The 13333-nt window shown below is 43.6% G+C and carries 11 protein-coding genes, 1 pseudogene and 1 riboswitch; of the genes and pseudogenes, 5 read left to right on the top strand and 7 right to left on the bottom strand.

What is annotated here, in order from left to right; all coding sequences use genetic code 11:
- Positions 1-36 precede the first annotated feature (36 nt).
- The 3 genes from proB to rtp form a co-directional block, all read right to left on the bottom strand.
- Positions 37-1152 (bottom strand): glutamate 5-kinase, encoded by a 1116-nt coding sequence (gene proB / locus KXD37_RS18350; protein ID WP_202647348.1) that lies wholly within the window; start codon positions 1150-1152, stop codon positions 37-39.
- 15 nt (positions 1153-1167) lie between these two features.
- Complete coding sequence (proC, locus tag KXD37_RS18345) at positions 1168-2046, bottom strand: pyrroline-5-carboxylate reductase (protein WP_101863279.1); 879 nt, start codon at positions 2044-2046, stop codon at positions 1168-1170.
- 146 nt (positions 2047-2192) lie between these two features.
- Positions 2193-2561, bottom strand: a complete 369-nt coding sequence (gene rtp / locus KXD37_RS18340) for a replication termination protein (RefSeq protein ID WP_010334473.1) — start codon at positions 2559-2561, stop codon at positions 2193-2195.
- A gap of 304 nt (positions 2562-2865) precedes the next feature.
- Between rtp and KXD37_RS18335 the strand changes: the two genes are divergently transcribed.
- Entirely contained in the window at positions 2866-4083 is a 1218-nt protein-coding gene (locus tag KXD37_RS18335) for a cytochrome P450 (protein WP_213418683.1), read from the top strand.
- 30 nt (positions 4084-4113) lie between these two features.
- Here KXD37_RS18335 and KXD37_RS18330 read toward each other — a convergent pair whose 3' ends face one another.
- On the bottom strand, positions 4114-4830 hold the full coding sequence (locus tag KXD37_RS18330) for a 3-ketoacyl-ACP reductase (RefSeq protein ID WP_059293344.1): 717 nt from the start codon (positions 4828-4830) through the stop codon (positions 4114-4116).
- A 149-nt stretch (positions 4831-4979) separates the two neighbouring features.
- Between KXD37_RS18330 and KXD37_RS18325 the strand changes: the two genes are divergently transcribed.
- The 3 genes and pseudogenes from KXD37_RS18325 (at position 4980) to KXD37_RS18315 (ending at position 6703) form a co-directional block, all read left to right on the top strand.
- Complete coding sequence (locus KXD37_RS18325) at positions 4980-5285, top strand: DUF948 domain-containing protein (RefSeq protein ID WP_059336520.1); 306 nt, start codon at positions 4980-4982, stop codon at positions 5283-5285.
- Between the two features lie 68 nt (positions 5286-5353).
- Positions 5354-6132 (top strand): annotated as a pseudogene (locus KXD37_RS18320) (hypothetical protein).
- Between the two features lie 43 nt (positions 6133-6175).
- Positions 6176-6703, top strand: a complete 528-nt coding sequence (locus tag KXD37_RS18315; RefSeq protein WP_263463677.1) for a GNAT family N-acetyltransferase — start codon at positions 6176-6178, stop codon at positions 6701-6703.
- Positions 6704-7084: 381 nt separating this feature from the next.
- Here the strand turns inward: KXD37_RS18315 and KXD37_RS18310 are convergent, their stop codons facing one another.
- From KXD37_RS18310 to KXD37_RS18300, 3 genes are all read right to left on the bottom strand, one after another.
- Positions 7085-8329 (bottom strand): MFS transporter, encoded by a 1245-nt coding sequence (locus KXD37_RS18310; RefSeq protein WP_127696891.1) that lies wholly within the window; start codon positions 8327-8329, stop codon positions 7085-7087.
- Between the two features lie 93 nt (positions 8330-8422).
- The gene (locus KXD37_RS18305) at positions 8423-9901 is read right to left on the bottom strand and encodes an FGGY-family carbohydrate kinase (protein WP_127696890.1); all 1479 of its coding nucleotides are present in this window, start codon (positions 9899-9901) and stop codon (positions 8423-8425) included.
- 16 nt (positions 9902-9917) lie between these two features.
- Positions 9918-10940, bottom strand: coding sequence for a 2-hydroxyacid dehydrogenase (locus KXD37_RS18300; protein ID WP_127696889.1), 1023 nt, complete (start codon positions 10938-10940; stop codon positions 9918-9920).
- 97 nt (positions 10941-11037) lie between these two features.
- A riboswitch (SAM riboswitch) is annotated at positions 11038-11129 on the bottom strand.
- A gap of 148 nt (positions 11130-11277) precedes the next feature.
- Between KXD37_RS18300 and KXD37_RS18295 the strand changes: the two genes are divergently transcribed.
- Positions 11278-13320, top strand: coding sequence for a molybdopterin oxidoreductase family protein (locus KXD37_RS18295; protein ID WP_263463676.1), 2043 nt, complete (start codon positions 11278-11280; stop codon positions 13318-13320).
- Positions 13321-13333: the final 13 nt, after the last annotated feature.

Below are 13333 nucleotides of genomic sequence, written 5' to 3'. Positions count from 1 at the left end.
GAAGTTCGGGTTTTTTGTTCCCGTGTATTTCTTCTATTAATATACAGGCAAAGATAAATCCACATGGCATACAAACGCTTCTGGATCAATCACAGCTTTGTTTTTCATGCCTTTATTTTTTTCGGGTGTCTCAAGCTGCGAGGAAGAATAATTGACGATCCCGAGGCCGATGTCTTCACCATGAGAATCAGTCAGGCGGACAACAGCGCCGCTTTTAAATTTTCCTTTAATCTCCCTTACACCATCTGGGTATATATGCGATTGACCGTCAGCTATTTGGCCGGAACAGTCATCTGATAAAACAATTTCACCTTCTGGTCCGGAATTAAAAGCGATCCACTGCTCTTTTTGATTCAACGGAAGCGTTCCCTCAGCTTCAAAATAGGTGCCTTCCGCCTCTCCATGAACAGCTTGATATAATATATCTGCAGCGTCTGCCTGGCCAAGAAATCCTTTTATGCCGGATGCCATCACAATTTTAAACGCATCCAGTTTGGACCGCATGCCTCCGGTGCCGACCTCGCTGTCTGTATCGCCTGCACACGCTTCAATTTCCGGTGTAATCTCACTGACCCGCTGCACCCTTTTCGCTTTTGGATTATTTCGCGGATTGCCGTCATATAAACCGTCGATATCCGATAAAATCACAAGCAAATCCGCATCGATTAATCCGGCGACTTTGGCCGCGAGTGTATCATTATCGCCAAACTTAAGCCGATTGACGGTCACTGTGTCATTTTCGTTAATTATCGGGATAATACCGCGTTCGAGCAGTACATTCATTGTGTTCCGAACATTGTGATATCGGTATTCATCAGAAAAGTCGCTTCTTGTAATTAAAATTTGGGAAGCCACATAACCGTGCGCCAAAAACAGCTTTGAATAAGCCTCCATCAGCAACCCTTGACCGATTGAAGCAGACGCTTGTTTTTCAGGCAGATTTTCTGGTCGCTGAAGAAACCCGAGCTTGCGATATCCTGCAGCTACTGCGCCGGAAGAAACCAGGATGACTTCATATCCGGCGTCTTTTAGTTTGGCGACCTGGTCCACTAAAGCTTCCAGTTTGCGAATGCTGATTTCCCCATGAAGACTTGTTAATGAACTGCTGCCGATCTTCACGACAACTCTTTTCATTTCTGTTTCAGACGTCACTTTATCACTCCTGTTTTATAGCGGTGCCGCTGTTTTTTCGATATCATCGCTGATTTCCTTTGAACGCTTAGCCGCATGTTTAATGGCTTGAGAAATGGCTTCTCCTCCGCCGCTCTTCTTCAAGGCCTGCAATCCGGCAGCAGTCGTTCCATTTGGCGAGGTGATATTATCTCTCAGCACCTCGGGCTGTTCTCCTGTCTCCATCAGCATTTTTGCAGCACCCAAGAGTGTCTGTGCACCGATGCTTCGTGATAAATGTTTATCAAGGCCCGCTTCCTCGCCTGTCTTTTCGATGAATTCCATTAAATAATAAAAATACGCAGGGCCGCTGCCGGCAATTCCCGTAAAAATATCCATTTGATTTTCCTGGATTGTATACACTTCACCCATACAGCCGAGCAAAGCCGCCGTCAGTTTTTCTAAATCATCTGTCACATGCCTGCCAAGTGCGATGGCAGTTGCAGAAGCGCCGATCATACTTGATGTGTTAGGCATTACTCTGACAACCGGCTGTTGATTATGCAATGATTGTTCAATATAAGAGGTGGTTATGCCGGCTAGCACCGACAAAATTAATTGATGGGGTTGGATGCGTGTTTTTAATGATGACAGAGCGCTTTCGGCATCTTTTGGCTTCATCGCCAAAATGAGCACATCCATGTCTTCAATACATAAGTGATCCGGCGCCACGCCTTTGATTCCATATTGAAGTTCAAGCTCAGCTAATCGCTCTGTATTGCTGCGGTTTGTAACGCAGATGTTTTGTTTTGGGATTTTATTGGCACGAACGATACCTGATATCATTCCTTCCGCCATAGATCCGGCTCCGATAAAAGCTACTTTTTTTTGATCAAAGATCGGTAACATCTCCTTTGTTCGCTTTTTTGTTCGTATTTTCACACGTTTAAAATGTTACCACGTGAGGAAATGATGTCAAGTTTGAAGGTCACTATTGATTTGTATTGTTTCATTTCGACAAATATGTATAATGAAAAACAGAAAACACCCGATACTCTTGACTATGCCGGGTGTTTTCTATGTTAAAAATTATCTGACAGTGCTTTTTCAATCAGTTTCTTGCAGCGATCCAGCTCTACTTTCAGCTGTTTTTTATACAGCTTGGCTGCCTCGTAATCTTTAAATTGATAGAGGACCACTTCTTGGAGCTTAGCCCCTTCTTTCTTTACTTTGATTTGTTTTAATATCCCATCATCAAGAAGCTCATGCAAAGACCGGTAAACCTCTGTATGGTTTGGTTTAAAACCAATCTCTTTAAATTCTGATCGAAGCACTTCCAGAAGCTTTAACCCGTAAAGTCTTTTCTGCTCAGTCATGGTAATCATATAAAGCTTCAAAAACGCGCGCTGCTTGACTAAAAATCCAGTGGAACTTCTTTTTTCTTCTTTCATCGGTCTGCACCCCTTCTCTGTAAACTGAGAACACCATGTACTAAATATTCAATTTTTTCATGCTGTTCTCCTTCTTCTATTAATAACATGATAATCAAGTTATTTTGTGTTTGGTGTTTGTATGGCTGGTGGGAATAGAAAAAGATAAAATGAACATTTGGTACATAGTTTGTTTGGTTCATTATAACTTGTTTTCACTATGATCTTCAATTTAAAACTATTGTCCGGTTTACATTTTCTTCAATATATGTCCATTGAATTGAAAAACAGCCTTTGATAACGTATCGATAAAGGAGATGATAAAATGACAAAGCAAACAGCGCGCCCTGCCAAAGAAGAACGTTACGCCAACTTGATTCCCATGAAAGAATTGCAATTCGAAAAGGATCGTCTTTTCCCCTTCCCGATTTATGAAAAGCTTCGGAAATCGTCTCCTGTTCGCTATGACAAACAGCGTGATTGCTGGGATGTTTTTAAGTATGATGACGTTCAATTCGTCCTGAAAAATCCCAAACTTTTTTCATCCAAACGCGGCATACAGGCAGAAAGCATTTTAACAATGGACCCTCCGAAACATACCAAATTACGTGCACTCGTCAACAAATCGTTTACTCCAAAGGCAGTGAAACAAATCGAAACCCGCATAAAAGACGTTACAGCATTCCTCTTACAGGAGGCGCGGCAAAAAGACACAATCGATATGATAGATGATATAGCAGGCCCCCTTCCTGTTATTATCATTGCTGAAATGCTTGGAGCACCGATTGAAGACCGGCACATCATCAAAACATACTCCGACGTGCTCGTTGCCGGAGCGAAGGACAGTTCAGACAAATCTGTCGCTGACATGGTTCAAAAACGCCGGGACGGCCACGCTTTCTTAAGTAACTATTTTAGAGACATTCTATTAAAACGACGAGCCCAGCCAAAAGAAGATTTGATTACGATGCTTTTGCAGTCAGAAGTCGATGGAGAATATCTAACAGAAGAGCAGCTGCTCGGTTTTTGCATTCTACTTCTTGTCGCGGGAAACGAAACGACTACTAATTTGATCGCGAATGCTGTTCGCTATATCACGGAAGACACAGCCATGCAACAACAGATAAGACAGAATACAGACTATGTGCCTAATATAATAGAAGAAACACTCCGCTATTATCCGCCTGTTCAAGCCATCGGACGAGTTGCAGCAGAAGATATAGCGCTTGGCAGAGCATTTATAAAGAAAGGATCTTCCGTTATCAGCTGGGTCGCGTCAGCCAATCGGGATGAAGCTAAATTTTCTGAACCTGATCGTTTTATCATTAACCGCCCCTCCTATCCCCATCTCAGCTTTGGGTTCGGAATTCACTTTTGCCTCGGCGCACCATTGGCCAGGCTCGAAGCAAAAATCGCTCTTTCCTCCCTCTTGTCTATGTCAGCTTATATTAAAAAAGCTGATGATGAACAGAAACTCGAAGCGGTACCAAGTCCTTTCGTGTTTGGTGTTAAACATTTACCTGTGCGGATTGAATTCAAATAAAAAAAGCCTGTCGCTAGACAGGCTTTCGTTTTACGGATTTGTTGACCACAATCCTGCAGATTTAATGAAAATACGCGGATCTAATTTCAATTGAGCTACCATATATTCAGCAAGATCCTCAGGCTGCATAACCTTTTCAGGATTGCCGTCTGTCAGGTTCAGTTCAATCGACATATCACTTGCGACAGTGCTAGGCGTTAACGCGCTGACTCTGATATTATGCTTTCTCACTTCTTGCATGAGAGATTCTGTTAACCCAAGAACGGCAAATTTGGATGCGCTGTAAGCGCTTGTGACAGCTGCTCCTCTTTGGCCGGCTGTAGAAGAAATATTAATAATGTCACCAGCTTTGCGTTCAATCATTTCAGGAAGCACCGCACGAGTAACATGGTATACACCCATTAGGTTCACTTGAATGATATTTTCCCACTCATCAGCGGATAGATCTAAGAATCCGCCAAATTTGCTGATTCCCGCATTGTTAATGAGAATATCAATCTCGCCTAGCTCCTCTTTAATAGAAGCCACAGCTTGATCAACATGCGCCGCATCCTTTACATCCGCAGCGGCAAACGCAGCTTTCACACCAAGTGCTTTTACTTCTTCTGCGACTTTCTCAACATTGGCGGCAGTTCGTCCGATTAAACCGATATTTACGCCTTCTTTCGCAAGCGCAAGAGCTGTCGCGCGTCCAATCCCTCTGCCTCCGCCTGTGATAAGAGCAGTTTTATTTTGTAAACTTTGCAATTGAAGCACCCTTTCTTTGTTTACATATGTACGATAACACATTATAAGCACAAGAAAACCAATACGCAAATCATATGAACTGACCAGATAACATTTCACCTGATTATAATAGGCGAAATAGGGTATGACATTAGAAAAGGGGTGAACATATGGTTATCGTTTATATCAGTATCGCAGTAATAGCCATTTCAATCATTTACTTAGGGATAAATGTGATTCAAAACAAGAAGAAAATAGATCCCGCCATGAAGGAACTCACTGCAGTTACGCAATCCATGCAAAAACAAGTTGAAATGGTAAAAACGGAAGCACAGCAGCTGTCTCAAAAACAAAAAATGATTCAGTACGATGTTGAAATGAAAAAAACCGCGTTGCAGCAGACTGCTGCTGAAGTGAAAGAAGCCCCTCAAGCAGTTAAAGAGGTGTGGCACGCAGGACATTTGAATAGAGGTTAAATATGAATGATATCCCGTTGTAACGTTTAAAATGGACAATGGGATATCATTTTTAGGGAGGTTCACCCATGATTGGAAACCGCAGCGGTTTAGCAGCATTTGCAGAGAAATTAAATACTCTTCCGGTATCAAGACCGCTTTCGAAAACGGATTTGCTCACTTCCCCATTTCGCATACACCAAGAAAACGCGCTTGAAATGTACTATTCACCTCATAATGAATATATCAATCAAGATGCTTCAGTTGTGATTTCAGGCATAACGCCGGGTTTTTCACAGATGAAAACAGCTTATGAAACAGCCGCAGAAAGCTTGCGCAAAGGCCGATCTCTAGAACAGATAGCTTTAGACACCAAAAAAGCGGCAGGACTTTCTGGAACTATGAGAGATAACCTGATTACGATGCTGGATCAATGCGGGCTGCCGCAGGTTTTAGGCATTCAAAGCGCCGCACAGCTTTTCGGCGACTTGCGCCATATGCTTCACACCACTTCTGTTATCAAATACCCTGTTTTCATTCAACAGAAAAACTATACAGGACATCGTCCGGCTATCCCCCGTTCATCTATGCTAAGCACTTATGCATATAAGCATTTTCCCGCTGAACTTGAAAAGCTATCGAGCCCTGCTCTTCTTATCCCGCTAGGCAAAGCAGCCGAAACAGTCTGTGAAACACTGATCAGGGAAAACAGCAAATGGCGGCTGACCTGCCTACACGGCTTCCCTCACCCATCGGGCGCGAACGGCCATCGAACGAAACAATTTAATAAAAACAAAGAGGAATTAGAAAAACAAATCCGCTCCTTTGCTTCATCAAATTCGATTTCGTTATAGAAAAGAGGAAATAAAAGGGATATGATAAACCTACATACACCATAAGGGAGGGATTCGGTGTTTCCTGAATTAGAAACCGTCAGGCTTATTCTAAGAGAGTTGACAGAGAAAGATGCGGAAGCCATTTTTACTTGTTTTTCAAACCATGGCGTCACACGCTACTACGGACTTGATCCCTTTGAAAGTATAGATCAAGCAAAAACAATGATTCATCAGTTTGCCGACAATTATCAAGAAAAGCGGGGAATACGGTGGGGAATTGAAAGAAAAGACACCAAAGAACTCATCGGTACGATTGGCTTTCATGCTTTGGCCCCCAAGCATAAACGTGCAGAAATCGGTTATGAAATCAGCCCGGCGAATTGGCGAAACGGCTATGCGTCAGAAGCCATTTTAGAAATTGTGTCTTTCGGCTTTGATATCCTTGAACTAACGAGAATCGGTGCAGTTGTTTTTATGGAAAATGAAGCGTCAAATCGTTTGCTGTTAAAAATGGGATTTGAAAAAGAAGGCGTATTAAGACAATATATGTACCAAAGCGGTGTCCCTTATGATACAAATGTTTATTCTATGATAAAATCATGAAAATCAGAGAATGAGCAGAGATTATAGCTGCTCTTCCCTAAGTCTCTCGTCTGTTTTCACTCCGCAGGGTATATTGCAGAAACAAGATAAACTGAATGCTATCCAACGAATTTAGTTAGCGTGCCAGCAACTGGCTGCGCGCTCACACTTCCTGTCACACACCGCTTTGCCCCAAACCCGCCACTCGATCATGTGCTTTTGAAACATCATCCATGAGAGTTTAAAAAGCGATATAAGTGCAGAAGCGATCGCCCAAACTATTTATTGAGCGGACTCCTAATGATAAAGTCCCGTCCAGACAATCATCTGCGCGGCACTCTGTAACTGAAACCATTGCTGAAAAAAAATCATAAAAAGCGCCCTGTTTCAGGGCGCTTTTCATCAGGATGCATATTGAGGGGAAGTCTCTTTCTGTACTTCTTTTTCTTCAGGTAGCTTAATACATTTCGTCATGACTGCACTCGCAAGATAAAGCACCGCAAAAATCCAGACAACGCCTTGTGCACCAATGAGTCCGATGAACATCCAAGCTAAAGCAGGTCCGACAAATGCCGATAAGCCGGCTGCGAGGTTCAAAACGGACATGGCGGCTCCTTTGTCTTTTCCGGCAACTGTCGGCACGATCGCACCAATCGGCACGTAGCCTGCCAGCAAGCCGCCCCAGATAAAGCCGATGATGCTCACAACCGCCATATTCCCGCCTGAAAAAACAGGCGCATAGTATAATAAAACAGTGAAAATGCCGCAGCCGACTCCTCCAAACCAAATGACGGTGTTTTTCCATCCAAATTTATCACCGACAATTCCAAAAATGAGGTTAAATACAATGTTGCCCAGAAAAATCGTTCCCCAAATCTGCAGCCACACATTAGTTGAAATGCCGTGCTGAGCCATGTGCATCGGCAAAAACACAGGGAAACCATATGTGCCGATGCTGTTGATGATTCTAATCATTCCTCCTGTCAGCACCCGCGGATTGGTAACAAGAATGGTAACCCCTTTTAAAAGCTCCTCCGCCGTTTCTGATCTTTTTCTTTTCTTTTTTTCAAACCGGTCTTTATTAATAAACAACGCGAAGACTGCACCGAGGCATACCCAGAAAATAGAACTCCACAGCGTATTTAAATAACCAAACGTTTTAATTGCATAACTTGAATACCAAGCACCGAAAACAAACATGCCCAGACAATACGCAATCCAAAACCAGCCGACAGCTGTGCTGAGCCTGTTCTGCGGTGTTCTGTAGATGACCCATGTCAAGAAGGAATAAGCAAAAAGCGGGTATCCTAAGCCTTTAATAAAGTAAGTCACATACATGACAGGCAGATTTAGCTGTTCAAATCCGAAGACGATAAAAGCCGCTGTACCGATCACATAAAACAACAACCCCATAAACATCGTCCGCTTTACGCCAAATGCTTCCAGACACACACCCGAAAACCATGAAGCGATGGCCAGTGAAATGCCGTATATACTAAAAATCGAAGCGGATTGCTGAACGGTGAGCCCATTTTCAATCAGAAAAGGACTGAGCCATCCTTGTTCAAGACCGTCTCCCATCATAAACAGCACAACCCCTAAAAACCCCCATGCCAGCCGCTTTGGTATACCAATTTTATCTAACATATCTGTATCCTCCTTAGATGCTTATCTCAATTACCGTATTACCTCATTAAAGTAATAAAATGTATAATTCCTCAATTGGCGGCAAATTCCGCCTTATACTAATACCTTGTTTCCCGATGACGGCTCTAACCCTGAAAAGAAGCGTTGGACCTGCTTCCACTCCTCGTATAAAGTCATTTCTATCCGGCAATCCTGCGGTTCTATCACCCGAACACTTCCAGACATTTCTTCGGTCAATCTATAGGCCTCATTGCAAACCACAGCAGCACCAACGACTGATGCATGACTGTACCCTTCTTTGACATAGATTTTTTTCTGAAGAAGATTGGCAATATATTGTGTAAATGCTCTGCTTTGGAATCCGCCTCCGCATCCCCACACATAGTCACGATCAAACGGAGTGATCTCTGTTAAAATGTCAAAGTTCCATTTGATTGAACATGCAATCTCCTGTAAGGCCGCGCGTACAAAATGCGCTCTGCTTAAATGGGCTGAAAGCGGTACATCAAAGAGAAAGCCGCCTTTCGTCAGGGCGTTTTTTTCTGCCGATAAATACGAACCGAGGGAAGATACACATGCATGATCTTCCTTAGCAAGAGCAGCAATCTCTTCTTCCATCACATCGTACTGTTCATTCGGATAGAAAATATCCTTTAGTTTTTGAAAATTCAGACCCGTTACCCCGGGATTTGTCTCCGCAAGCCACTGTCCTTGATCTGTGTGGCAGTTCAGCCAGGCTTTATTTTGTCTGTCCTCATGAATTTCACCAATAATTTTGGTAATCGGTGTTGTCGTACCTGATACTATGACTGCGTCTCCCAGAGCAGCACCAGTGCTTTTGACAGCAAGCTGTGTATCTCCCCCACCCGCTATAACCTTCGCATGATGTGATAGTCCCAATTCTGCCGCATACTCATCTGTTATCGATCCAATGACTGTTCCCGCTCTTACTAGAGGCGGAAGAATAGATGGCGAGAAACCGAATATATTGCACATCTCTTCTGACCATGTATTTTGTTTTACATCAAACAGCAGCGTTTCCGTCGCCTGTGACGGTTCATATGTCAATACTCCGCTCAACTGATACGTCACCCAATCACTGATGCTTGTGAAGCTTGCAGTTTTTTCCCATAAGGAGGGCTGGCGGTGCTTTAAACCATAAAGCTTGAGCGCTGAAAAAAGCGCAGTCGGCAGACGGCCTGTTCGGCTGTATACTTCTTCCCGATTCGGTATGTTTTCCTCCCACTCCCTGCCCCGATTGTCAATGTTGGGCAGACCGAGGAAAGACTCACCATTTTGATCAAACAGCACGATCCCCTGTCTTTGACTTGTTGAAGTGAGACCAATAATTTCAATATGATGAGAACGAGAAATCGCACGTTTAGCCAGATTCATGATTTGATTCCACAGCGCCTGTGGAGAAAAATAGCGGCTGTCCGGGTAAAGCGGCTCGGTCGTATATACAATGTCCTCCCGTTCAACCGTTTGAACGCTTCCCGACACACTTACGACCGCAACTCTTGCATTGCCAGTGCCAATGTCAAATACGAGATAACCTTTTTGTTTCGTCATCCTGATGCCCTCCTTTTTACACCTCTGCTTTAAGATCGTTTTTGTTATATAAAGTCGGAATATTGAGAGTTTTTTCATCCCTCCACTTTTTAAGCGCTTCGTTCAGAATGGTAACGTGATGATCCTCTACTTCAAATGTTGCTCCTGCTAAATGCGGTGTTGCCAGAACATTAGGCAATGAAATAAATTCATAATCCGATTGCTCTGGCGGCTCATGATAAAAAACGTCTAATATCGCACCCCTGATTTTACTTTCTTTCAGTACAGATAAAAGATCCTCTCGGTTTACCACGACAGCTCTTGATGTATTCACGAAAATGGCGCTCTCTTTCATCAAGTCAAAATACGGCCGATCAATGAGGCCAAGCGTATCATCTGTACGCGGCAGATGAACAGAAACGATATCACTATCTGAAAATACCTTCTCCAGAGATACTTTTTCATATTGCGGATAATCGTGCTGTACGTATGGATCGTAATACAAAACCTTGCAGTCAAACGCAGTCAGCAGTTTTGCAATTCTTTGCCCAACCGCTCCGAATCCGACCATACCCACGGTTTTTCCTGTTATTTCATTACCTTTGAATTTGGCATATGCCTGCAAATAATCGCTGTTCCATTTTCCATCCTTTAGCCATTGATTAGAGGTATTCGTGTGCCGGAGAAATGAAATCACATTTCCAATAAACATTTCAGCAACAGCTTGTACGTTGCGCCCAGGTGTATAGAAAACCGGAATGTCTCTGTTTGACGCTGCTGCCACATCAACATTGGAAGGCATTCCCCTGCATACTCCTACAAATGAAAGTTCCGGCATTGATGCAAACACGTTTTCTGTCACCTGATCAAGCTCAGTAATCAAACCCGTCGCATTTGATCCTTTTAATAGCTGAATCAATTCATCTTCCCTGTATGCCCGGCCGTTTTCTTTCCAAGACTGATAAACAACGGAACCGAACAATTCTTCAAGCTCTTTTCGTCCTTCTTCGTTGTACGGTGCTGTAATCAAAACCGTCATGATGCAAAACATCCTTTTCATCGTTATTTTTCACACAAAAAAATCTCTCTCCAAAGATGGAAAGAGATTCATGTATAGGCGCACTCTGCCACAGACAGAAGCCGGTATAAACCTTACTTTCCTATCTTTCAAGCTGACGCTTGCTGGAATTGGCACAATAATGTTGCCGAGGTTTCATAGGGCCAGTCCCTCCACCTCTCTTGATAGAAAATGTTTTGTATGTAATTTTCAGAATTGAGAATACGTTAATCATAAAGAAGACCCAGATTGATGTCAATGTCTTTTTTTCAGAATTGACGTTATCATTCGAAATGTTATAATTCTTACAATATATCTAACTAGGGAGAGGAACTGGGCTATGAAATCGTTCGCCACTCAACAAAACGGCATTTTTAAATCCGTTTGCTCACTGGACTGCCCGGACCAGTGCGGATTGCTGGTACATAAAAAAGACGGGAAAATTGTGAAAGTGCAGGGTGATCCTGATCACCCCGTGACAGCCGGAAATATATGCAACAAAGTACGAAATATGGCTGAGCGCCTCTATGATGAAAAGCGGCTGACGACTCCGCTGAAACGAACAGGTGTGAAGGGCGAGGCAGAGTTTAAACCAATTTCTTGGGAAGAAGCGATTGACACCATCACATCCCGCTGGAAACAGCTGATTGATGAAGAAGGAGCTGAAAGCATACTGCCTTACAGCTTTTACGGCAATATGGGAAAATTAACGGCTGAAGGAATGGACCGCCGCTTTTTTTACCGCTTGGGCTCAAGCCAGCTTGAGCGCACGATTTGCAGCAAAGCCGGATCAGAGGGCTATAAATATACCATGGGTGTGAGTGCTGGAATCGATCCTGAAGAAACGATACATACGAAACTGTTTATCTTTTGGGGAATTAACGCAGTCAGCACAAACATGCATCAAATTACAATCGCTCAAAAAGCACGGAAAAAAGGCGCAAAAATTATTGTGATTGATGTGCATAAAAATCAGACAGGGCGTCTCGCAGACTGGTTTATTCCTATAAAACCCGGTACCGACAGCGCGCTTGCCCTTGGCATCATGCACATTTTATTTAAAGAAAACCTCCACGATGAAGCGTTTCTTTCAGCATATACAGTCGGCTATGAAGAACTGTGCGAGCATGTGAAACAGTATCATCCAGAAAAGGTATCCCTGATCACTGGTATCAGTATCGACGATATCTATCAGCTGGCAAAAATGTATGGTGAAACCTCCCCTTCCTTTATCAGAATCGGAAACGGCCTTCAGCATCACGACAACGGCGGAATGATTGTTAGAACGATTGCCTGTCTACCGGCGATTACCGGTCAATGGATGCATACAGGAGGCGGCGCCATCAAACATAACAGCGGGATTTTAGAATATAACACCACCGCGCTTCAGCGTCCTGATTTACTGAAAGGCCGCACACCGAGATCGTTTAATATGAATCAGCTGGGCAGAGTTCTTCTGGAAACAGACCCTCCTATTCGCTCCCTCTTTATTTATGGGACGAATCCAGCCGTTGTGGCGCCAGAAGCGAACAAAGTCAGACAAGGCCTCCTGCGGGATGACTTGTTCACCGTGGTTCATGATTTGTTTTTAACAGAAACGGCCAAATATGCGGACATTGTACTGCCCGCTGCATCCGCTTTTGAAAATACTGATTTTTACACCTCATACTGGCACCATTACATTCAGCTTCAGCAGCCGGTTATTGAGAAATACGGAGAAAGCAAGTCTAATACCGAGGTATTCCGGTTATTGGCTGAGGCAATGGGATTTACGGATCAGGAGCTCAAAGATTCAGATGAAGACTTAATCCGCCAGGCACTTCACCATCCGGATAATCCTTATTTAGCGGAGATTAGTTATGAATCACTCACTGAACGTTCATTTATGAAGGCGAAGCGTGAAAAGCCGCTATTTCCGGGTAAATTGCCGACACCGAGCAGAAAAATAGAATTATATTCAGAAAAAATGAAACAAGCCGGTTTCCCGCCGTTACCGACACATACGCCGCTTGCGCCGGATCATGAATTTCCGTTTATGTATGTTCCCGGGCCGAATCATAATTTCTTAAACTCAACGTTTTCCAATAATGCAAAGCACGTCAAACTTGAAAAGACACCGAAACTCTTTATCAACACGAAAGATGCCGAAAAACACGGCATCACTGATGGTGAAGCCGTACGGATTTGGAACAGCCGAGGTGAGTGTGAACTAACCGCCGCAGTCGGAGAACAAGTGCTGCCCGGTGTTGTCGTCAGTCAAGGATTATGGGCAGATGAACCAGGCAAAAATCAGCTTGTTAACGCCCTGACCCCCGACCGCTTGTCTGATATGGGCGGAGGCGCCACTTTTTTCTCAGGCCGAGTTCAGATTGAAAAAGCATAGAAACCGTCCAGAT

The sequence above is a fragment of the Bacillus sp. XT-2 genome, assembly GCF_025696525.1.
Classification (GTDB): domain Bacteria; phylum Bacillota; class Bacilli; order Bacillales; family Bacillaceae; genus Bacillus; species Bacillus halotolerans.
This window is presented reverse-complemented; position numbering and strand designations above follow the sequence as displayed.